We start from the raw sequence: 21,276 nt of genomic DNA on the forward strand, positions 1-21,276 counted from the left end.
AACTTGCTGCCTCGAAGGCATAGGCATTTCGCCTCTGGAGGTTACGGGGCTTTGACGTCGCGCTGTGACGACTTCTGACACAGCGTGTCGCCCCCAAGTGACATTTCCGTGCCGCTCGCAGGAGAGCTTGCACGTGGACATCCGCAACGCAGACACCCATCCCATGCGCACACATCATCTTGTGCTGTATGCAGCGCTGTCGGCTGCCGTGGTGGGCCTGGCCGCCTGTGGCGGCGGCTCCGGCGCGAGCCCCGCGCCGGCCGAGCCGGCCCCGCCTGCTGCCAGCCTGCCCGACGTGCCCACCACCCAGCGCGATGCCGTGCGCCTGGCCGACCAGGCCAGCTTCGGACCCACCGAGTCCCTGGTGGCCACCATCCGCGCCCAAGGCCCGGCCAAGTGGATCGCCGAACAGATGAACCAGCCCGTATCACGCTACACCAGTGGCGGCACCGGGGCCGTGCACCAACACACCGGCACAGGCAACTTCTGCGATGGCCGCGGCACGACCTGCTGGCGCGACTGGTGGTCCTCCACCCCCTTGCTGTGGGATTTCTACCGCAACGCGGTGAACAACCCCGACCAACTGCGCCAGCGCGTGGCCTTGGCGCTGCAGCAAATCCTCGTGGTGTCCAACCTGGAGGTGGAGGGCACCTACGGCCTTCGCAACTACCACAACATGTTGCTGGAGCAGTCCTTCGGCAACTACCGCGAGGTGCTGCGCAAAGTGAGCCTGTCGCCGGTGATGGGCGACTACCTGAACAATGCCAACAACGACCGCGCCGCCCCGAACGAGAACTTCGCACGCGAGCTGCTGCAACTCTTTTCCATCGGCACCTGCGAGCTCAACCCGAACGGCACGCTCAAAGGCGGCCGCTGCCTCCCCACCTACGACAACGACACCGTGCGCGCTTACGCCTATGCGCTCACCGGCTGGACCTATCCACCCGGCGGCGCCGCGGCCGGGGGCTGTTGGCCACAGGGCTTGAACTGCCGCTATTACGGCGGCGACATGGTGCCAGTGGCGGCATACCACGACAGCAGCGCGCGGACCCTGCTGTCTGGAGTGAGCCTGCCAGCCGGCCATACTGCGCCACAGGCCCTGGAGGCCGTACTCGACAGCCTGATGAATCATCCCAACATCGGGCCTTTCATCGGCAAGCAACTCATCCAGCACCTGGTCACCAGCAACCCTTCGCCCGCCTACGTGCAGCGCGTGGCCACCGCCTTCAACACCGGCCGCTTCGACAGCTTCGGCACCGGCCAGCGCGGCGATATGCGCGCCACGGTGGCTGCCATCTTGCTCGACCCCGAAGCCCGCACCCCACAACCCGGCACGACCTTCGGCCGCCTGCGCGAGCCGGTACAACTGTTCACCGGCATGCTGCGCGCACTGAACGGCCGCACCGACGGCGAGGCCCTGGGCTGGTGGTGGGGTGAACAGTTGCGCCAGCACCTGTTTCGCCCGCCGTCGGTGTTCAATTTCTACCCTCCGGACTACCCCGTGGCCGGCACCGCCCTGGTCGGTCCGGCCTTCGGCATCCACAACGCCAACACCGCCTTGCAGCGCATCAACTTCGTGAACTACCTGCTGTTCTGGGGCGGCTCCCCCCCGTCTGCCGACGTGCCCAATGCCGTGGGCACGAGCGTGGACCTGCGGGGTTTCATGGCCGATGCCGACGTTGCGGCCAACCTCGTCGATCGTCTGTCGATGTTGGTGCTGGGCGAGACCCTGCCAGCAACTGCCCGCACCCAGGTGATCGATGCCGTGGAAGCCTTTGCACCGGTGAACAACGACACCGTGCGGCTCAACCGCGTGCGCCAAGCCGCCTATCTCATCTTTGCCTCGCCGCAATATCAGGTCATCCGTTGAGCTCACCCATGAAGACACACCCGCCTGCCGACGCCTGGGTCCTCAAGCGCCGCCAGTGGCTCCGGTTCACCGGGGGTACCCTGGCCAGCGCCCTGGGCCTGGGCGGCCTGACGACCTTGCTGCACACCCCCGCGCAAGCCCAATCCGGCTACAAAGCGCTGGTCTGCGTCTTCCTCTACGGTGGTAACGATGGGATGAACACCATCGTGCCCACCGACACCCGCTACAACCAATACGCCAGCGTGCGCGGCCGGCTCGCGCTGCCGCGCAACGCGCTGGTCGACCTGGGCAACAGCGGCTACGGCCTGCACCCGGCCATGGCCGCGCTGGAGCCCGTGTGGAACCAAGGGCATCTGGCGCCCGTATTCAACGTCGGCCCACTGTATGCTCCTCTGACCAAAGCCGAGTACCGCAGCGCCCCCCCCAACTCTGCGCTCATCCCCGAAGCGCTGTTCTCACATTCCGACCAACAGCTGCTGTGGGAGGCTGCCAGCACCAACGCGCTGACCCGAACGGGCTGGGGTGGGCGCGCCGCCGAAACCCTGGCCACGGCCAACCCGGTGATCTCGGTGGGTGGCAACGGTCGCTTTGGCTTGTCCACGCTGTCGGCCCCGCTGGTGCTGCCCGGCCCCGGATCCACCTTTGGGCTGGAAGGGCTGAGCAACACCAGTTGGGCGCCCGTGGGCGCACGCAAAGCCGCCATCGAGGCCTTGTACGCCGGCAACCACCCCAACGCCTTGCTCGACGCCTACATGCGTCAACAGCGCGAGGCCTTGGCCGTGTCCGATCGGTTGGGGGCGTTGGTGAAAACCGCACCGGCCGACGCCAACGCGTCGGCGGCCATCAACCAAGCCTTCGCGCCCCTCATCAGCAACGGCCGCATCAGCTCCAGCCTCGGCCAGCAGCTCTACCAAGTGGCCAAGCTCATCGAAGGACGCGCCACCGTGCAAGGCGAGCGCCAAATCTTCTTCGCATCGCTGGGCGGCTTCGACACCCATGGCAACCAGATCGCCGGCGACAGCACCACGGGCGAGCATGCCCGCTTGCTCGGGCTTGTCGCTCAGGCCATGGCCTGCTTTCACCAAGCGATGATCAACCTGGGCGTGGCCCAAAACGTCACCCTCTTCACGCAAAGCGACTTCGGGCGCACCTTCAAGCCCAACAACAGTGCCGGCACCGACCACGCCTGGGGTAACCACCAACTGGTGATGGGCGGCGCAGTCGTCGGCCGCACCACCTATGGCAGCTACCCCGAACTGGTGCTGGGCGGTCCGGACGACGTGGGCGTGCACAGCTGGGAACAGCACGGCCGCTGGATCCCGAAAATCTCCGTGGACCAATACGCCGCCACCTTGCTGCGCTGGTTTGGCGCCAGCGACAGCCAGCTCGACACCATCTTGCCCAACTTGCGCAACTTCAGCCAGCGCCAGATCGGCTTTCTTTGAAGCGTCGTCGAGGTCAGACGAAGCTCGCCGCCAGGGCTTGGAACGTGCGCAACGCCATCCACCGGGTCAGCGACGGGCGCAGCCATGCCATCGCTGGCCCCCATGCCGACGGCATGTGTCCCATGCAGGGCAAGAGCCTGGTGACACGGCACTGTGCCCGAGCCCTGAGCCCCCGGGCAGCGCGGCACCGTCGGGCGCCGAAGCGCTGAAAAGCGCCGCCTCGCTCAGCCCCGCTGGGGCCCGCGCTTCAGTGAGGTCGCGATGCACCACTGCGCCGCCCAGTAGGTGGACAGCACCCACAACGAGGCCTCGGGCAGCGGGTCGAGGAACTGGTTGATGGCCAGCAGGGCGTCCGAGCTGACGAACAGCAGGCCCCCCAGCGCCGCAAAACCCGCCTCGCGCGACAACGGGGCCGTGCCTTCGCGCAGCCACCAGGTGGCCGCCTGCGCCGCCATCGCGGCCAGGCAGACCACATAAGCCACCACCGGGATCTGCAGCGCCCCGGGCACGCCCGGCCACAACTGAGCGAGCACGGCCGCGCTCACCGCCGCATAGAACACCCAGGGCTGCCACATCGAGGCCAGGCGCGTGGTGGACGTGAAGGCCACCAGATAGGCCAGGTGCGCCAGCAGGAAGGCCACCAGCCCGGCCACGAAGCCGCCGTGCCACATCAGCGCGATATCGCCGGCCAGCGAAAACACCAGCCCTACCAGCACCCAGGTGCGCCGCCGCGGCACGTCGCCCCTGCGCGACCAGGCATACGCAATGATCAGGACGGTGGTGAGCGGCTTGAACACGAAGCGCAGGATCTCAGCATCGAGCGCATTCGGCCCGCTGAAGATCGCCAGCAAGGCACTGGCCACCAGCACCCACGGCAGGGTGTAGCGCCAGGCGGTGGCCCAGGCAAGGGTGGTGTGTGTCATGAGGGCCGATTGTGGGTGGACTCAAGGGGTCACGCCACTGGGAATCGCCCGATGGAGAGGGTGCCTGCGTCAAATGCGGTGTGCCTCGGTGATTCGGTGATGCGGCGTGACCAGAGGCCGGCCAAGGCGTGTTTCCAGGACTCGGGCTTGCCCATACCGTCGAAAGATTCGAAGCAGAGAAGCCGTCTCGCCGAGCGACTGCCAGTCTTCGAGCGACGGCATCACGACCGACTGTTGCGCCCACTGCGGGTGATGATCACGGGCTCTTGGTGGTTGCACACCCGGTTCATCGTGCTGGCCAGAAGGGCGCGGGCGGCTGAATCGGTGATGGCATCCATTCGGGTTTCTTGCATGGATGCGGACGTTTTGCTGCGCGCAAGCTCAGGCCTGCTGCCCCTGCCGCTGCGCCGCCCGCTTGGCAAACTCCGCGCGCAGCGCCTTGAGCTTCTCGCGCGGGTCTTCCTTCATGGTCTTCTCGTCCAGCTTCATCTCGCCGATGAAGCGGCTGGGGATGCCGGCCACGAATTCACGGCCCTTCTTGCGGCGCTTGAGGGTGCTCACCACCAGCGTGGTGCGCGCGCGCGTGATGCCCACATACATCAGCCGGCGCTCTTCCTCCAGGCGCTGCGGCGTCATGTCCTCATCTTCGCTCTTGAAGGGCAGCAGGCCCTCGTTCACGCCGGCCAGGAAGACATGCGGCCACTCCAGCCCTTTGGAGGCGTGCAGCGTGGACAGTGTCACCACGTTGGTGTCGCCGCCGCGCTCGGCCAGGCTGAGGATGACCGAGATCGTCTGCGCCACATCGAGCACGCTGCAGCGTTCGGTCTCAGTGGTGGCGCCGCCTTCGGTCTGCAGTTCGCCGCCGCAGCGCCGCGCGATCCAATCGATGAAGTCGAGCACGTTCTGCCAGCGGCTGGCGGCGAGCTTGTCGTTGTCTTCGCCGTCGTAGAGGTGCTGCTCATAACCGATGTCCTTGAGCCACTCCATCAGCGCGGGCTTGGCAGCCTCGGCGCCCACGGTGTGGCGAAAGCGATGCTCCAGGTCGTTCACGTAGCGGCCGAACTCGTGCAGCGCCCCGATGGCCCGTGAACTCACGGCGGTGGACAGCGAATCGGCAAACAGCGCCTCGAACAGGCTCACGCGCCACTTGCCCGCAAACTCACCGAGCTGCGCGAGCGTCTGGTGACCGATGCCGCGCTTGGGCGTGGTCACCGCCCGCAGGAAGGCGGGGTCGTCGTCGTTGTTCACCAGCAGGCGCAGCCAAGCGCACAGATCCTTGATCTCCGCGCGGTCGAAGAAGCTTTGCCCACCCGAGACTTTGTAGGGAATGTTCGCGCGGCGCAAGGCCTGCTCGAACACGCGCGCCTGGTGGTTGGCGCGGTAGAGGATGGCAAAGTCGCTCCACTGGACCTCGCCACCCTGCGCGCGCAGGCCCTGGATGCGCGCCACCGCGCGCTCGGCCTCGTGCTCCTCGTTGTCGCACTCCAGCACGCGCACCGGCTCGCCTTCGCCGAACTCACTCCAGAGCTTCTTCTCGAAGATCTTGGGGTTGGCCGCGATCACGTGGTTGGCCGCGCGCAGGATGGCGCCGGTGGAGCGATAGTTCTGCTCCAGCGGGATCACCTTGAGCTGCGGATAGTCCTGCGGCAGGCGCTTGAGGTTCTCGATGGTGGCGCCGCGCCAGCCGTAGATCGACTGGTCGTCGTCGCCCACCGCGGTGAACATGCCGCGCTCGCCCACCAGGGCCTTGAGCAGTTCGTACTGCACGGCGTTGGTGTCCTGGTATTCGTCCACGAGCACGTAGCGCAAGGTGTCCTGCCACTTGGCGCGGGCCTCGGCGTCGCGCTGCAGCAGCTTCAGCGGCAGGCTGATCAGGTCGTCGAAGTCCACGGCCTGGTAGGCCACCAGACGCTCTTCATAGAGCTTCATCACGCGGGCGGCGACGCGTTCGTCCTCGTCTTTGGCCACCTGCGCGGCCTGGTCGCTGTCGAGCCCCTGGTTCTTCCACAGGCTGATGGTCCACTGCCAGCGCCGCGCTGTGGCCGCATCGGTGGTGCCGCCGGCGTCGCGCAAGATGGACAGCACGTCGTCGCTGTCGAGGATGGAGAACTTCTCTTTCAGCCCCAGGCGCGGCCCGTCGGTGCGCAGGATGCGCACGCCCAGGCTGTGGAAGGTGCTGATCACCAGGTGCTGCGCCGCCTTGGCGCCCACCAGGCCGCGGGCGCGTTCGCGCATTTCCTCGGCCGCCTTGTTGGTGAAGGTGATGGCCGCGATCTGGCCCGGTGCGTAACCGGCCTGCAGCAGCCGCGCGATCTTGTGGGTGATCACGCGCGTCTTGCCCGAGCCCGCCCCCGCCAGCACGAGGCAAGGCCCCTGCAGGTGGTGGACGGCTTCGAGTTGGGCGGGATTGAGGGACAGGGGAGCGGACGACACGGGGCGCCATGATACCGGCCGGACTTTTTCAGGCGGGCGTCAGGCAGACCGCGCGCGGGCTTGCGATACTGCGCGCCGCATGCAAGCGATCTTCGAAGTCACCTTCCCGTTCTTCGCCCTGGTGCTGTGCGGCTACCTCGCCGCGCGCAGGGGCGTGCTGCCCGAGGCGGCGATTCCCGGGCTGAACATCTTCGTGCTCTTCTTTGCGCTGCCGTGCATGCTGTTTCGCTTCGGCGCCAGCACCCCGTTTGCCGAGCTGGTCAACCCGGTGTGGCTGGGCCTGTACATTGCCTGCGCGCTGCTCATCGTCTTCGTCACCATGGCCCAGTCGCTGGCCAGCGGGGTGAACCTGAAGGACGCGGCTTTCGGCGCGCTGGTGGCGGCCTTCCCCAACACCGGCTTCATGGGCGTGCCGCTCATCGTGGCGCTGATGGGCGAGCGGGCGGCCGGGCCGGTGATCGTCACCATCCTGGCCGATTTGTTCGTCACCAGCTCTTTGTGCCTGGCCTTGGCCCAAAGCGGCGGCGGCCACTGGCGCACAAGTCTGGGCAAGGCCTTGCGCGGGGCGCTGAGCAATCCGTTGCCATGGTCGATCGCGGCTGGGGCGGCCGTCTCGCTCGGCGAGCTCAGCCTGCCCGGCCCGGTGGACCGCATGATCGGCATGCTGGGCAATGCGGCGTCGCCGGTGGCGCTGTTCACCATCGGTGCGGTGCTGTGGCGCTCGCAAAAGGCCCTGAACCGCCCCACGCCGCTGTCCGACTACGCCCCCATCGTCTTCATCAAGCTGGTGGTGCACCCGGTGCTGGTGCTGGCCGCCGGGCTGGTGGCCTTGCGCCTGGGCCTGCCGCTGGACCATTTTGCGCTCACCGCCTTGGTGCTGGCCGCGGCCCTGCCTTCAGCCAGCAACGTGTCCCTGCTGGCCGAGCGGTTTGCCGCCGACAACGGGCGCATCGCCCGCATCATCCTGTGGTCCACGGCCCTGGCCTTCCTCAGCTTTTCATCGGTGGTGCGCCTCTTCGCCACATCCGCGACCTCGGGTTAACCCGCCCACTGATAGATAGCATTTATCTTCAGATTCGCGATTATCGAATTTACCTAATCGTTCTGGGCGCCTAAGCTTGGTGTGCGGGGTATGTCGCTTGGACACCCCCTTGATGAAAAGGAGCCCGACGATGTTCGAACCCCTCCTGGACGCCCTGGCCGCGCTTGCGCTGGCCGCCTGAGGCTGGCGCCGTCTTTCCGGGCGACTGCCAGCACCCTTTTCGGACCCCACCCTAGGAGCACGACGATGAGCACACAGAGCCAATGCCCCTTCCACGGCGCTGCCGGCACCGGCACCCGCAACACCGACTGGTGGCCCAACCAGCTGCGCCTGGATTTGCTCAGCCAGCATTCGGAAAAGTCCAACCCGCTGGGCAAGCAATTCAACTACCGTGAAGAGTTCAAAAAGCTCGACTACGCCGCGCTCAAGGCCGACCTGAAGAAGCTGATGACCGAGTCGCAGGACTGGTGGCCCGCGGACTTCGGCAGCTATGCCGGCCTGATGATCCGCATGGCCTGGCACAGCGCCGGCACCTACCGCATGGGCGACGGCCGCGGCGGCGGCGGGCGCGGGCAGCAGCGCTTTGCGCCGTTGAATGCCTGGCCCGACAACGTCAACCTGGACAAGGCGCGCCGGCTGTTGTGGCCCATCAAACAGAAGTATGGTCAGAAGATCTCCTGGGCCGACCTGATGATCCTGGCCGGCAATGTGGCGCTGGAGTCGACGGGTTTCCGCACCTTCGGCTTCGGCGCAGGCCGTGAAGACACCTGGGAGCCCGACAATGACGTGTACTGGGGCCGGGAGACGAGCTGGCTGTCCGACGACAAGCGCTACAGCGGCCAGCGCGAGCTGGAGAACCCCCTGGCGGCCGTGCAGATGGGCTTGATCTATGTGAACCCTGAAGGCCCGAATGCCAACGGTGACCCGGTCTCGGCGGCCAAGGACATCCGCGAGACCTTCGCCCGCATGGGCATGAACGACGAGGAGACCGTCGCTCTGATCGCCGGCGGCCACACCCTCGGCAAGACGCACGGTGCCGGGCCGGCCACGCACGTCGGCCCCGACCCCGAGGCCGCGCCGCTGGAGGAACAAGGCCTGGGTTGGCGCAGCACCCACGGCAGCGGCAAGGGCAAAGACGCCATCACCTCCGGCCTGGAAGTGACCTGGACGACCACGCCGGCGCGCTGGAACAACGACTTCTTCGAGATCCTGTTCAAGTACGAGTGGGAGCAGACCCGTTCGCCGGCCGGCGCCATCCAGTGGGTGGCCAAGGGCGCAGACGACATCATCCCCGGCCCCACGCCGGATGCGCCCAAGCGCAAGCCGACCATGCTCACGACCGACCTGTCGCTGCGCTTCGACCCGGCCTACGAGAAGATCTCGCGCAAGTTCCTGAACGACCCGCAGGCCTTTGCCGACGCTTATGCGCGCGCCTGGTTCAAGCTGACCCACCGCGACATGGGGCCCAAGGCCCGCTACCTGGGCCCCGAAGTGCCGAAGGAAGACCTGCTGTGGCAGGACCCGCTGCCCGCACCGATCCACAAGCCCACCGCCGCCGACATCGCCGACATGAAGGCGAAGATCGCAGCCTCCGGCATTTCCGTGTCGGAACTGGTGACCACCGCCTGGGCCTCGGCCTCGACCTTCCGCGGCGGCGACAAGCGCGGCGGCGCCAATGGGGCACGCATCCGCCTGGCCCCGCAGAACGACTGGGTGGTGAACCAGATTGCGGTAAAAGTGCTGCCCAAGCTGGAGGCCCTCCAGAAGGCCTCGGGCAAGCTGTCGCTGGCTGACGTGATCGTGCTGGCCGGCGGCGTGGGCATCGAGATGGCGGCCCGCGCGGCCGGTGTGTCGGTGGAGGTGCCCTTCACGCCCGGCCGCGTGGATGCCGGCCCCGAGCACACCGACGTCGAGTCCTTCAAGTATCTGGAGCCCTTTGCCGACGGCTTCCGCAACTACCTGAAGGCCAAGTCGCAGGTGCCGGCCGAGCACCTGCTCGTGGACAAGGCGCAGCTGCTCACGCTGACCGCGCCCGAGATGACGGTCCTGGTGGGGGGCTTGCGGGTGCTGGGCGCCAATTACGACGGCAGCCGGCATGGCGTGTTCACCACCCGACCTGGCCAGCTCACGAACGACTTCTTCGTGAACCTGCTCGACATGGGCGTGGAGTGGAAGCCCGCCGGCGACCTCTTCGAGGGCCGCGACCGCAAGACCGGCGCTTTGAAGTGGACCGGCACCCGGGTGGACCTGGTGTTCGGCTCCAACTCGGTGCTGCGCGCGCTGGCCGAGGTCTACGCCCAGGCGGACGGCCAGGAGAAGTTCGTGCGCGACTTCGTGGCCGCCTGGACCAAGGTGATGAACCTCGACCGCTTCGACCTGGCGTGAGGTTTTGCCCACTGAAGCGCGGGGCCTTTGCGGCCCTGCGTTGACAGCGCCCCCCGAATCGCCAACACTGATTTGATATGTTCACCGCCACGACCTCCCTGCTGCTTCTAGCGCTACTGGCCGCCACCGTGCTGGCTGGTATGGGTCGTGCCCGGTCCCTCAAGCCGCGTCGAGTCCGCATCCAGGACACCCCGCGTCGCTGAACATCCCGGTTCCTCCCACACAAAGGCCAGCTTCCCCGCTGGCCTTTTTTGTTTTCCGTCGATCTTTCTGCCATCCGAGGCCCACCATGCTCCAGCACCCTGAACGCAAGTACCGCCCCTTCCCTGCGGTGAACCTGCCCGACCGCACCTGGCCCAACCGGGTCATCACCAAGCCGCCCATCTGGATGAGCACCGACCTGCGCGATGGCAACCAGGCCCTGTTCGAGCCCATGAACGGCCCCACCAAGCTGCGGCTGTTCCAGTTGCTGGTGCGCATCGGCTTCAAGGAGATCGAGGTGGGCTTCCCCTCGGCCTCGCAGACCGACTTCGACTTCGTGCGCCGGCTCATCGAGGACGACCTGATCCCCGAGGATGTGACCATCGAGGTGCTGACCCAGGCCCGCGAGGACTTGATCGCACGCACCTTCGAATCGCTGAAGGGGGCGCCGCGCGCCATCGTGCACCTGTACAACGCCACGGCGCCCACGTTCCGCCGCATCGTCTTCCAAATGAGCCCGGCGCAAGTGCGTGAGCTGGCCGTGCACCACGCCAGGCTCATCCAGCAATACGCTGCGCGCCAGCCCGAGACCCAATGGACCTTCCAGTACAGCCCGGAGGTGTTCAGCGGCACCGAGCTGGCCGTGGCCAAGGACGTGGTCGACGCGGTGATGGATGTGTGGCAGCCCACGCCGCAACACAAGGCCATCGTCAACCTGCCGGCCACGGTGGAGATGAGCACGCCCAATGTGTACGCCGACCAGATCGAGTGGATGCACCGGCACCTGAAGCGGCGCGACAGCCTCGTGCTGAGCGTGCACCCGCACAATGACCGCGGCACGGCCGTGGCCGCGGCTGAGTTGGCGGTGATGGCCGGCGCCGACCGCGTCGAGGGCTGCCTCTTCGGCAATGGCGAGCGCACCGGCAACGTCGATCTCGTCACGCTCGCGCTCAACCTCTACACCCAGGGCGTGCACCCGGGGCTGGACTTTTCTCAGATCAACGAGGTGGCCCGCACCGTGGAGGACTGCACCCAACTGCCCATCCACCCGCGCCACCCCTATGTGGGCGACCTGGTCTTCACCGCCTTCTCGGGCTCGCACCAGGACGCCATCAAGAAAGGCTTTGCCGCGCAGCAGCCTGACGCGATCTGGGAAGTGCCCTACCTGCCCATCGACCCGGCCGACCTGGGCCGCAGCTATGACTCGGTCGTGCGTGTGAACAGCCAGTCGGGCAAGGGCGGCATCGCCTTTCTGCTGGAAACCGCCCACGGCCTGGTGATGCCGCGCCGTGCCCAGGTGGAGTTCAGCGGGGTCGTGCAAAAGGTCGCCGACGAGACGGGCGGTGAGCTCACCGCCGCGCAGCTTTGGGATCTGTTCCAGCAGGAATACCTGCGGCGCGACGCCCCGGTGAAGCTCGTGACCCACCACAGCGTGGAGGACGGCGCGCGCGTGCGCGTGCAGCTCGAGCTCGACGTGAACGGCCACCGCGTGAAGCGCGAAGGCCTGGGCAACGGCCCGCTGGACGCCGCCGTGCACGCCCTGGGCCTGCCGCTGCGCCTGGACAGCTACGAGGAACGCGCCCTCGGATCGGGCTCCGACGCCCGGGCCATTGCCTTTGTGGAACTGGCCCACCCCGACATCGCCGGCACCCGCTTCGGCGTGGGGCAGGACACGAACATCGTCACCGCCAGCCTGCAGGCCCTGATCAGCGCGCTCAACCGCTTGCCGCTGCCCGCGCACGAGTTACAGCAAACCTGGTGCGCGCCGGTGTCGAACGCCGCGCCGGCCCACGCCTGAAACATTCCGACACGGGGTGGCGCCCCGGGGCCGCTCAAGTGTCTCGTCCCTGCGCCGATAAGCGCGAGCAAGGGCGGCCGTCAGTGGGGCTGGCCCGACGGTGACACGCGATCGAGCATCGGAAGAAAGGGGGGCCACCATGCGCCTTTGGACTTTCAAGCGCCAGATCCTGGCGGTGTTTTGGCTGCTGGTCGCCTTGGGCGCGGCCGGCGCCGGCTTGGGGCTGTATGCGGAAATCGAGAGCCTCGCGCAGTTCCGGCTGGTGTCCGAGCGGGTCTCTCAGCGCAGCCAGGCGGCTGCTCAGCTGTCGGTGGCCGTCTCTGAGCGCGCCGTGGCGGTGCGCAACATGCTCATCCAGCACGACGACGCCAGCCTATTGGCCAGCGAATGGCAACGCGCCCGCAGCGCCCATGCGCGCACGCAAGCCTTGATCCAAGACATCGAAGCCTCTTTGCGCAGCGATCAGCTGAGCGAGCAAGGCCGGTCCCTGCTGCAAGGCATCGTGCAAATCGAAAGCCGCTATGCGCCGGTGGCGCTGCGGGTGGCCGAACTCGCACACAGCGGGGACCGCGCCCAAGCCGCCGAGCTGATGCGGCGCCAATGCCAGCCCCTGCTGGACGAGCTGATCAGCGCCGTAGAACGCTACACGACCCATGCCAGCCAGAGCACCATGGCCGCCGTCGAAGCCGAGCAGCAGCGCTCCCAAGCCTTGAGCCTGGTGATCGGCGGCTTGCTGCTGGCCTCAGTGGGCGCCGCGGTGGGCGGCACGGTCTGGGTGCGCCGGCGCATCCATCGCGCGCTGGGCTGCGAGCCCGAAGATCTGGTGCACGCGGCGCACACCATTGCCCAAGGCGATTTGCGCGTGCTTCCAGGCGCCGAGCGCGCCCCGACGGGCAGTGTGCTGGCCGCCATGGCAGGCATGCGCGAGCAGTTGCTGAACATCGTCGAGCGGGTGCGCGCCAGCAGCGACCACATCGCCACGGCCAGCAGCCAGATCGCTCAGGGCCATCAAGATTTGTCGGCGCGCACCGAAACCCAAGCCAGCAGCCTGCAAGAAACGGCCGCGGCCACCGACCAGCTCAGCGCCACGGTGCGCCAAAACGCCGACAACGCCCGGCAGGCCAACCAGTTGGCCGCCAACGCCAGCGAAGTGGCGCAAAAAGGCGGGCAAGTCGTCGATGAGGTGGTGCGCACCATGAGCGGCATTCAAGCCAGCGCGCAAAAAATTGCCGACATCACCGGCGTGATCGACAGCATCGCCTTCCAAACCAACATTTTGGCCTTGAATGCGGCCGTGGAGGCCGCCCGCGCCGGCGAACAGGGACGCGGCTTTGCCGTCGTGGCTGGCGAGGTGCGCGCGCTGGCGCAGCGCAGCGCCCAGGCGGCCAAGGAAATCAAAGCCCTGATTGGCGACAGCACCGAACGCGTCGGGCATGGCGCCGCCTTGGTGGAACAAGCCGGCCGCACCATGCACGACGTGGTGCAAGCCATCCAGCGCGTCAGCGACTTGATGGGCGAAATCAGCGCGGCCACCACCGAGCAAAGCCAAGGCGTGGCGCAAATGGCGCAAGCCATCGGTCAACTGGATCAAACCACCCAGCAAAACGCCGCCTTGGTCGAGCAAGCCACGGCCGCCGCCGAAAGCCTGCGCCAGCAAGCCCAAGCGCTCTTGCAAGCCGTGGGGGCATTCAAATCCCCCGCGGCCGCGCCCACCGCAGCGCCGGCCGTCGGCCAGCCGGCAGCGCCCAGCCCGGCGGCGCTGGCCGACACCGTCGTCAGCCGTGCCCGCCAGCGTGCACGCGAATCGGTGCCGCCGGCCGCACGGCCAAGCGTGGCGGCCGCCGCCGCGGGCACCGACGAGTCCGACTGGACGCACTTTTGAGGCCGGGCGCCCGCCCGCGTTCAGCGGCGGCACCAGGCCCTACACTGCGCGCTGCAAGCACGCGGGCCCGCTCAGGCCAGTGCGCCTGCGCGTGCCCGGATTCGCGCCATGTCGAGACATCCTTCCGACCCCCTGTCCATCCAGCTCTACGACCAGCCCGGCCACCTGATCCGCCGGGCCCACCAGATCGCCGTGGCGCATTTCCACGAGGCCCTGGGCCGCGACGTGACGCCGGTGCAGTACGCCGTGCTGCGCATGCTGCACGAGCACCCCGGCATCGACCAGGTCACCGCCGCGCAGATGGTGGCCCTGGACACCTCCACCACCGCCGACATCGCCGCGCGCCTGGAAGCCAAGGGCTGGATCGTGCGCGAACTGCTGCCGCGCCGCCAGCGCCGGCTGCTGCTCACCCCGGCCGGGCAGGCTCTGCTGGCCGAGCTCACGCCCAAGATGCACCGGATGCAGCAGCGCCTGATGGGCCGCCTCGACCCGGCCGAGCAACGCGAATTCATGCGCCTGTTGCGCAAATTCGTCCACCTCGACGAGCCCTCGACCCCGGGTCAACCCTAGTCCCGCACGGCCCCCGGGAGGCGTCAGATCGCAGTAAACTGGACTCACATTCAGCATACTGAATGACTGACAGCCCCACCCCACTCCTGCGAGGTCGCCCCATGTATCTCAAGAACACCTGGTACGTCGCCTGCACCCCAGACGAGATCGCCGACCGCCCCCTGGGCCGCATCATCGCGGGCGAGCCGCTGGTGATCTACCGCGCCGCCGAAGGCGTGGCCGCACTCGAGGATTTCTGCCCCCACCGGGGCGCGCCGCTGTCGCAGGGCCGGGTCTGTGAAGGCAAGCTGGTGTGCGGCTACCACGGCCTGGAGATGGGCTGCGACGGCAAGACGCTGGCCATGCCCAATCAGCGCGTGCGCGGCTTCCCGGCCATCCGCGCCTACCCGGCGGTGGAGCGCCATGGCTTCATCTGGGTGTGGCCGGGCGATGCCGCCCAGGCCGATGCGGCGCTCATCCCCGACCTGCCCTGGGCGCACAACCCCGAGTGGGCCTATGGCGGCGGCCTGTACCACATCCGCTGCGACTACCGGCTCATGATCGACAACCTGATGGACCTCACGCACGAGACCTACGTGCACGCCAACAGCATCGGCCAGAAGGAGATCGACGAGGCCACGCCCATCACCAAGGTAGAGGGCGAGCACGTCATCACCAGCCGCCACATGCAAGGCATCATGGCCCCGCCCTTCTGGCAGATGGCCCTGCGCGGCCACGGCCTGCCCGACGACCAGCCGGTGGACCGCTGGCAGATCTGCCACTTCACACCCCCCAGCCACGTGATGATCGAGGTGGGCGTAGCCTTGGCCGGCCGCGGCGGGGTCCACGCCGACCCGAAGGACAAGGTCTATGCCCTCGTGGTGGACTTTCTCACGCCCGAGACCGACACCACGATGTGGTACTTCTGGGGCATGGCACGGCACTTCCAGCCGCACGACGCGGCGCTGACGGCCAAGATCCGCGAAGGCCAGGGCAAGATCTTCTCGGAAGACCTCGCCATGCTCGAAGGCCAGCAGGCCAATCTGTCGCGTCACCCCGGGCGCAAGCTGCTCAGCCTGAACACCGATGCCGGCGGCGTGCAGGCCCGGCGCATCCTCGATCGCCTGATCGCCGCGGAACGCGGCGAGCCGGTGGCAGCCGCCGCGTGAGCGTGCGATGAGCACCGCGCCTGCTTCGTTGCGCGTCAAGGTCGCGCGCAAGGCCGTCGAGGCCGAAGGCATCTGCAGCTTCGAGCTGGTGTCGGCCGATGGCCGGCCGCTGCCGGCGTTTTCGGCCGGCTCGCACATCGACGTGCACCTGCCCGGTGGCCTGGTGCGCCAGTACTCGTTGTGCAACGACGCGGCCGAGACCCACCGCTACCTCATCGCCGTGCTGAAAGACCCGGCCACCCGCGGCGGCTCGCGTGCGATGCACGAGCAGGTGCACGAAGGCGACGAGCTCACCATCAGCCCGCCGCGCAACCACTTCGCGCTGGCGCATGAGGCCGCTCACCACCTGCTGCTGGCCGGCGGCATCGGCATCACGCCACTGCTGTGCATGGCCGAGCGCCTGGCCGCCACGGGCGCCGCATTCACGATGCACTATTGCACCCGCTCGCGCGAGCGCACGGCCTTCGCCTCGCGCATCGAGGCCTCGGCCTTCGCCGCGCAGGTGCATTTCCACCACGACGACGGCCCGGCCGAGCAGCAGTTCCGGCTCGACGCCGTGCTGGCGGCGGCCGACGCGCACACCCACCTCTACGTCTGCGGCCCCAAGGGTTTCATGGACGCGGTGCTGGGCGCGGCGCGTGGACGCGGATGGGTGCAGGCACGGCTGCATTACGAGTTCTTCTCGGCCGAGCCGGTGTCCACCGAGGGCGACCGCGCCTTCGAGGTGGTGCTGGCCAGTTCCGGCCGCGTGGTGCCGGTGGCCGCCGGGCAGACGGTCGTGCAGGCCCTGGCCGCGTGCGGCGTGGACGTGATGGTCTCGTGCGAGCAGGGCGTGTGCGGCACCTGCCTCACCCGCGTGCTCGACGGCGAGATCGATCACCGCGATGTCTACCTCACCCCCGAGGAACAGGCCGCGGGCGACCGGTTCACGCCCTGCGTGTCGCGCGCCAAGTCGCCACGACTGGTGCTCGATCTCTGACATCGACGTCGCCTGAAACCACCTGGCCGGCCGCTTCGTCGGCGCGTCGGCGCTCGCCCGCGACAGCCGTGCTGGCTGAGGGCTGGCAAGTAATATTAATTCTCATTTACAATTCAGCAAAATATCAGCCAACGCCCAGCCGAGTGAGCCCCTTGGGGCCCCGTTGCCACGCGTCAGCCAGTTGCGTTCGACAACTCCGGGGCCGCGGCCGGCTGCGTGTGCCGCCGCAAGCCTCCGAGTGGGTTTTTTCGGAGGGAATGACTCGATGGGTGCACGAGGGCTGGGCGCGGCCACGCGAGCCGCATGGCTGGCCGTTGGCTTGGGGATGACCGCCTGCGGCGGTGGCAGCGAGGATTTGAGTCTGCTCAGCAGCGATCCGGCTCGCGCCGCGGCGGTGCAGGGGGTGGCCGCCGTGGGCTTGCCGGTGGCTGGGGCCGAGGTCGAGGTGCGTTGCGTCTCGGGCGCCGCACTCACCACGACCACCGACGCCCAAGGCGTCTTTCGCGTCACGGTCAGCAGCCAGCGCGCGCCTTGCGTGCTGCGCGTGCGCGGCGGCACCGTGGGCGGGCACGCGCAGACCGAAGCGCTGTATTCGCCTCTGACCAGCTTTGGGCGGGTCAACGTCACCCCCTTGACCGACTTGCTGTTGGCCCGCGTGGCCGAGGCCGATCCGGCCGCCTTCTTCGAGTCGTTCGGCGCGGGACCGACCGCCCAGCGCTTGAGCGCATCGACCTTGGCTGCCGGCCAGACCGCCTTGCTGCCCTACCTGCGGGCCCTGGGCGTGGACACCACGCCGCTGGCCGACTTCCCGCTCGTCACCGGCACCTTTACCGCCACCGCCGGCGATCCGCACGACGCGGTGCTGGAGCAATTGCAGCAACGCCTGGCCGTCAATGCGCTGAGCCTGGCCCAGGCGCGCGCCGACGTGGCCGCCCTGGTGCTGCCCGGCCCCTGTGCCGACGCCACCGGCTTTTGCTGGCCCGTGGCCGACTACAAGCTGCTCACCGAGAACCGCCGCAACGACAAAGGCGAGCCCGAGGTGAAGTTCCACGAACACGATGTGGACATCCATATCGATCCCCAGGGCCAGTGGATCAAGACCGTGGTGCTCAAGGCCGACAAGGTGGGCAAGGTGTTCGACTTCGATCTCACCCGCCCGCTGTCTTTCTCGCGGGGCTATCGCGCCGGCGACGGGTCTGATTGCAGCGCGGCGCTGCCGCCTGGCGAAGGCTGCTACCAGGCCGTGCACGCCGCCGTCATGATGGTGTGTGGTCAGGGTGCGGGCGACGACTTCGTGATGCTGCCTGCGGCCACCGTGCAGAAAGACAGCCCGCAAGAGGTGAAGAAGGCCGACCCGTCCGCACTGTACGGCCTGAGCTTCCAACGCGTCGTGGCCTGTGCGCCGACCTCGTCGAGACTGGTCATCGACGCCGCCGGCCAAGCCTCGGACGAAGCCGGCACCGCCTTGGGCGCAGTGAGCACCCTCATCGGCAAGTCAGCCGACAAGCAGCTGGAGCGCAAGTTCTGGCAGGTCAGCCACGCCGGGCAGACGCACTACATCGGCATCGAATCGGGCCGCGTGGCCGGCCAAGCCCATTTTGCCGTGCTGGTGTCGCAATGAAGCGCCGCTCGTTGTTGCGCGGCCCGGTGGCCGCAGCCGCTTGTGTCGCCCTGTGCGGCCCGTCCCAGGCGCAGGAACTGCAGGAGATCGTCGTCCTGGGCGCCCGCGAAGAAATCCAGGCCCGCATCGCCGCGCCCAATCCGGTCGTGGTGATCGGCCGCGAGGAAATCGACAAAACCAACGACCTGACCTTGGGCGATTTTCTGCGCCGCCTGCCCGGCATGAGCTTCTCGGGGCCGGCCGGCAACATCAAAGACATCCGCTTGCGCGGCATGGACAAGGGCTACACCCAGATCCTCATCGATGGCGAGCCCTGGTTGGGCACGACCAAGGAGCGCCAGGTGCAGGTCGACCAGCTGCCCTTGAGCATGGTCGATCGCGTGGAGATCCATCGCAGCCCCTTGCCCGACTTGCCCGCCGACGGCATCGCCGGCACGATCAACGTGATCCTGCGCCGCGTCGAAGGCTCGGAGGTCAACCTGAAGGTCGGCACCGGCGCCACCATGGGCCGCCAAGACCAGGAGCCCCTAGGTTTGGTGCAGCTGAACGTGGCGCGCAGCTGGGACCACGGGGTGGCCCTGGTGCTGCCGTTGAACGTCCAACGGCGTCACGAGCTCAAGACCAAGCCCAAGATCGTCGAAACCTTCGACGCCAGCGCCGGCACCCGCACCGGCTTGAGCGAGACCATGGAGCGCGAGAACAACCGCGTGCATGAGCTCAGCCTCGGCCCGCGGCTGGTGGTGCGGCCTGACCATGACAACACCATCACCGTGTCGGCCTTCTACAACCGCAACGATGGTGACAAGCACAAAACGGCCGACAGCTACCGCTTCAGCGACCCGGCCGCGGGCACCGGATTCTTGCGCGACAGCAGCGCCGACGAGGACGAGGACAAGACGCGCACCTCCAAGCGCCTGTCCGGCCAGTGGCAGCACCAGGTGAGCGAGGTCTGGACCACCCAGCTCGGCGCGGTGTGGCAAGCCGCCGAAGAAGAAAAGTACAAGCTCAAGGACAGCTTCGATGGCAGCGGCGCGCCCACCGGCACCGAGACCGAAGACACCCGCGTGCGCGCGCGCAACCACAAGCTGCACCTGGGCAGCCGCTACACCGGTTGGAACGGCCATGCGCTGAGCCTGGGACTGGAGTGGCAGCGCGACACGCGCGTGGACGACAAACGCAAGAACGGCGCAGCCCAGCGCAGCGAGAGCTGGGATATCGAGGAAACCCGCCAGGTGCTCGTCGTGCGCGATGACTGGGCTTTGGCGAAGGGCCATGTGCTGGCCGGAGGATTGCGTGCCGAGCGCCGCCAAGCCGCCTCGGTGGACCAAGACGGCGCGCGCCGCAAAGGCGACAGCTTCGCACTGAACCCCAGCCTCGCCTGGCGGTGGAGCTTCCTGCCCCACTGGCGCCTGCGGGCGGGCGCGGCCCAGACCCTGAAGCCGCCGAAGTTCGACCAGCTGAGTTCGGTCATCACCTCGGGCGACGGTTCGCTCAGCAGCCCCTACGTGGTGGGCAACCCCGACCTGAAGCCCGAACGCTCGCGCGGCTGGGACCTGGGGCTGGAGACCGACTTCCAGGGCCGCAACGGCTTTGCAGCGCTGAACCTGGGCGAGCGCCACATCCGCGACATGATCGCCAAGGAAACGCGGCCGGAAAGCGACGGCTTCTACTACAACCGCGCCTACAACGTCGCGGGCACGAGCATCGTGCGCACCATCGAGCTCGACGGGCGCTTGGACTTGCGCGCGCTGGGCCTGCGGCACGTGGCGCTGATGGGCAACTACACGCGCTTTTTCTCGCGCAAAGCGGGCAGCTCGGCCCCGCTGTCCGATCAGCCGCATTACGTGGTCAACACCGGCATGGACTGGCGCATCCCCGCATGGAAAACGCTGCTGGGCTGGCGCTACAACTACCAGGGTCGTATCGCCAAGACCAGTGGTGACACCGAATCCGCGTTGCGCCTGCTCGACGTCTTCGCCTACTGGGACATCGACCGCACCTGGTCGCTGCGTGTGTCCGGCGCCAATTTGTTGGATGCACGCAAGACCAAACAGAAGGAAACCTACGACAGTGCCGGCCGTCTGACGGCGCGCACCCGTGAGCAAGAAGCCGGCGGCCGCAGCCTGCTCGTCACCCTCGAGGCCCGCCTCTGACCCCTACGAAAGGACCCGCCATGACCACACGTTTCGGATCGTTCCGCGGCTGGCACATCTGGCTGAGCATCGCCCTGTCCCTGCCCATCCTCATCGTGGGCTTGACGGCCGTGTTCATCGCCCACGACAAAGCGCTCGGCCTGAAATCCCTGCACGTGCCAGCGTCATGGTCGCCGATGTCACAGCCCATGTCATGGCATCGCAACGACACCGAAGTGCGGGCCCTATGGAGCGATGCACAGGGCACGCAGTGGCTGGGCAGCAAGATGGGTCTGTACCGCATCGGCCCCGAGGGTGCGCCCACGCCCATCGTCGGGCCGTCGGAGGTGCGAGCGGTGCACGGCGTGGGCTCGGCCCTGCTGGTGGCGGCCAAGAACGGGTTGTGGCGCGTCGAGCCCGGCGAGATCACAGCGCGGCGGCTTGTGGAGGGCGAATTCTGGTCGGTGACGGCCACGCCTGAGGGCCTGCTGGCCGTGCCCAAGGAGGCCGATGTCCTGGTCAGCCAGGACGAAGGCCGCCATTGGCAGACCTGGGAGCCCGCTGTCCAGGCCACCGAGCAGCTCGCCGCGATCCTGGCGATGCAGGCCGACAGCGGGCAGCGCACGATCACCGTGTCCAAGCTCGTGATGGATCTGCACACCGGCAAGGCCTTCTTCGGCAAGCAGTACGAATGGATCTGGATCGACCTCGTCGGTGCGGCCATGGTGTTGCTCACCGTCACGGGCCTGGTGATGTGGTGGCGCGGCCAGCGTCGCAAGGTGGCGCAACTGGCGCAATTGCAGGCGAGCCCTCGCCCCGCGGCGCAGCCGCACATCGTTTGAATCCG

Annotated in this window: 15 protein-coding genes; 12 read left to right on the forward strand and 3 right to left on the reverse strand. The window is 67.7% G+C overall.

Annotated features, from left to right (window positions below):
• Positions 1-163: 163 nt before the first annotated feature.
• Positions 164-1,870 (forward strand): DUF1800 domain-containing protein, encoded by a 1,707-nt coding sequence (locus AC1ECW_RS00820; RefSeq protein WP_481200933.1) that lies wholly within the window; start codon positions 164-166, stop codon positions 1,868-1,870.
• An 8-nt stretch (positions 1,871-1,878) separates the two neighbouring features.
• Positions 1,879-3,315, forward strand: coding sequence for a DUF1501 domain-containing protein (locus tag AC1ECW_RS00825; protein ID WP_481200934.1), 1,437 nt, complete (start codon positions 1,879-1,881; stop codon positions 3,313-3,315).
• Between the two features lie 224 nt (positions 3,316-3,539).
• On the opposite strand, the gene AC1ECW_RS00830 is transcribed toward AC1ECW_RS00825, so the two are convergent.
• The 3 genes from AC1ECW_RS00830 to AC1ECW_RS00840 form a co-directional block, all read right to left on the reverse strand.
• Positions 3,540-4,238 carry a lysoplasmalogenase gene (locus AC1ECW_RS00830; RefSeq protein WP_481200935.1) on the reverse strand — a complete coding sequence of 233 codons (699 nt, stop codon included), beginning with the start codon at positions 4,236-4,238 and terminating at the stop codon, positions 3,540-3,542.
• A gap of 29 nt (positions 4,239-4,267) precedes the next feature.
• The gene (locus tag AC1ECW_RS00835) at positions 4,268-4,393 is read right to left on the reverse strand and encodes a hypothetical protein (protein ID WP_481200936.1); all 126 of its coding nucleotides are present in this window, start codon (positions 4,391-4,393) and stop codon (positions 4,268-4,270) included.
• A gap of 226 nt (positions 4,394-4,619) precedes the next feature.
• Positions 4,620-6,671 (reverse strand): ATP-dependent helicase, encoded by a 2,052-nt coding sequence (locus AC1ECW_RS00840; RefSeq protein WP_481200937.1) that lies wholly within the window; start codon positions 6,669-6,671, stop codon positions 4,620-4,622.
• A gap of 79 nt (positions 6,672-6,750) precedes the next feature.
• On the opposite strand from AC1ECW_RS00840, the gene AC1ECW_RS00845 reads away from it, so the two are divergent.
• From AC1ECW_RS00845 to AC1ECW_RS00890, 10 genes are all read left to right on the forward strand, one after another.
• Complete coding sequence (locus AC1ECW_RS00845; RefSeq protein ID WP_481200938.1) at positions 6,751-7,713, forward strand: AEC family transporter; 963 nt, start codon at positions 6,751-6,753, stop codon at positions 7,711-7,713.
• Positions 7,714-7,959: 246 nt separating this feature from the next.
• The gene (gene katG, locus AC1ECW_RS00850; RefSeq protein ID WP_481200939.1) at positions 7,960-10,098 is read left to right on the forward strand and encodes a catalase/peroxidase HPI; all 2,139 of its coding nucleotides are present in this window, start codon (positions 7,960-7,962) and stop codon (positions 10,096-10,098) included.
• Between the two features lie 289 nt (positions 10,099-10,387).
• Positions 10,388-12,097 (forward strand): 2-isopropylmalate synthase, encoded by a 1,710-nt coding sequence (gene leuA / locus AC1ECW_RS00855; protein ID WP_481200940.1) that lies wholly within the window; start codon positions 10,388-10,390, stop codon positions 12,095-12,097.
• A gap of 139 nt (positions 12,098-12,236) precedes the next feature.
• Positions 12,237-13,979: a methyl-accepting chemotaxis protein gene (locus AC1ECW_RS00860; RefSeq protein WP_481200941.1), complete on the forward strand. Its 1,743-nt coding sequence runs from the start codon at positions 12,237-12,239 to the stop codon at positions 13,977-13,979.
• 108 nt (positions 13,980-14,087) lie between these two features.
• Positions 14,088-14,549: a MarR family winged helix-turn-helix transcriptional regulator gene (locus AC1ECW_RS00865; protein WP_481200942.1), complete on the forward strand. Its 462-nt coding sequence runs from the start codon at positions 14,088-14,090 to the stop codon at positions 14,547-14,549.
• Between the two features lie 101 nt (positions 14,550-14,650).
• Positions 14,651-15,697: an aromatic ring-hydroxylating dioxygenase subunit alpha gene (locus tag AC1ECW_RS00870; protein WP_481200943.1), complete on the forward strand. Its 1,047-nt coding sequence runs from the start codon at positions 14,651-14,653 to the stop codon at positions 15,695-15,697.
• A gap of 7 nt (positions 15,698-15,704) precedes the next feature.
• On the forward strand, positions 15,705-16,676 hold the full coding sequence (locus tag AC1ECW_RS00875) for a PDR/VanB family oxidoreductase (RefSeq protein ID WP_481200944.1): 972 nt from the start codon (positions 15,705-15,707) through the stop codon (positions 16,674-16,676).
• 265 nt (positions 16,677-16,941) lie between these two features.
• On the forward strand, positions 16,942-18,297 hold the full coding sequence (locus tag AC1ECW_RS00880) for a hypothetical protein (protein ID WP_481200945.1): 1,356 nt from the start codon (positions 16,942-16,944) through the stop codon (positions 18,295-18,297).
• Positions 18,294-20,450, forward strand: a complete 2,157-nt coding sequence (locus AC1ECW_RS00885) for a TonB-dependent receptor plug domain-containing protein (RefSeq protein ID WP_481200946.1) — start codon at positions 18,294-18,296, stop codon at positions 20,448-20,450. The genes AC1ECW_RS00880 and AC1ECW_RS00885 overlap by 4 nt, the downstream gene beginning before the upstream one ends.
• Before the next feature lie 20 nt (positions 20,451-20,470).
• Positions 20,471-21,271 carry a PepSY domain-containing protein gene (locus AC1ECW_RS00890; RefSeq protein ID WP_409704774.1) on the forward strand — a complete coding sequence of 267 codons (801 nt, stop codon included), beginning with the start codon at positions 20,471-20,473 and terminating at the stop codon, positions 21,269-21,271.
• Positions 21,272-21,276: the final 5 nt, after the last annotated feature.

The sequence above is a fragment of the Caldimonas hydrothermalis genome (genome assembly GCF_056746695.1).

What these genes read in the sequence shown, in the direction of transcription:
- AC1ECW_RS00820 (WP_481200933.1), top strand. Translation starts at nt 164, where the DNA reads ATGCGCACACATCATCTTGTGCTGTATGCAGCGCTGTCGGCTGCCGTG.
- AC1ECW_RS00825 (WP_481200934.1), top strand. Translation starts at nt 1,879, where the DNA reads ATGAAGACACACCCGCCTGCCGACGCCTGGGTCCTCAAGCGCCGCCAG.
- AC1ECW_RS00830 (WP_481200935.1), bottom strand. Translation starts at nt 4,238, where the DNA reads ATGACACACACCACCCTTGCCTGGGCCACCGCCTGGCGCTACACCCTG.
- AC1ECW_RS00835 (WP_481200936.1), bottom strand. Translation starts at nt 4,393, where the DNA reads ATGGGCAAGCCCGAGTCCTGGAAACACGCCTTGGCCGGCCTCTGGTCA.
- AC1ECW_RS00845 (WP_481200938.1), top strand. Translation starts at nt 6,751, where the DNA reads ATGCAAGCGATCTTCGAAGTCACCTTCCCGTTCTTCGCCCTGGTGCTG.
- katG (WP_481200939.1), top strand. Translation starts at nt 7,960, where the DNA reads ATGAGCACACAGAGCCAATGCCCCTTCCACGGCGCTGCCGGCACCGGC.
- leuA (WP_481200940.1), top strand. Translation starts at nt 10,388, where the DNA reads ATGCTCCAGCACCCTGAACGCAAGTACCGCCCCTTCCCTGCGGTGAAC.
- AC1ECW_RS00860 (WP_481200941.1), top strand. Translation starts at nt 12,237, where the DNA reads ATGCGCCTTTGGACTTTCAAGCGCCAGATCCTGGCGGTGTTTTGGCTG.
- AC1ECW_RS00865 (WP_481200942.1), top strand. Translation starts at nt 14,088, where the DNA reads ATGTCGAGACATCCTTCCGACCCCCTGTCCATCCAGCTCTACGACCAG.
- AC1ECW_RS00870 (WP_481200943.1), top strand. Translation starts at nt 14,651, where the DNA reads ATGTATCTCAAGAACACCTGGTACGTCGCCTGCACCCCAGACGAGATC.
- AC1ECW_RS00875 (WP_481200944.1), top strand. Translation starts at nt 15,705, where the DNA reads ATGAGCACCGCGCCTGCTTCGTTGCGCGTCAAGGTCGCGCGCAAGGCC.
- AC1ECW_RS00880 (WP_481200945.1), top strand. Translation starts at nt 16,942, where the DNA reads ATGGGTGCACGAGGGCTGGGCGCGGCCACGCGAGCCGCATGGCTGGCC.
- AC1ECW_RS00885 (WP_481200946.1), top strand. Translation starts at nt 18,294, where the DNA reads ATGAAGCGCCGCTCGTTGTTGCGCGGCCCGGTGGCCGCAGCCGCTTGT.
- AC1ECW_RS00890 (WP_409704774.1), top strand. Translation starts at nt 20,471, where the DNA reads ATGACCACACGTTTCGGATCGTTCCGCGGCTGGCACATCTGGCTGAGC.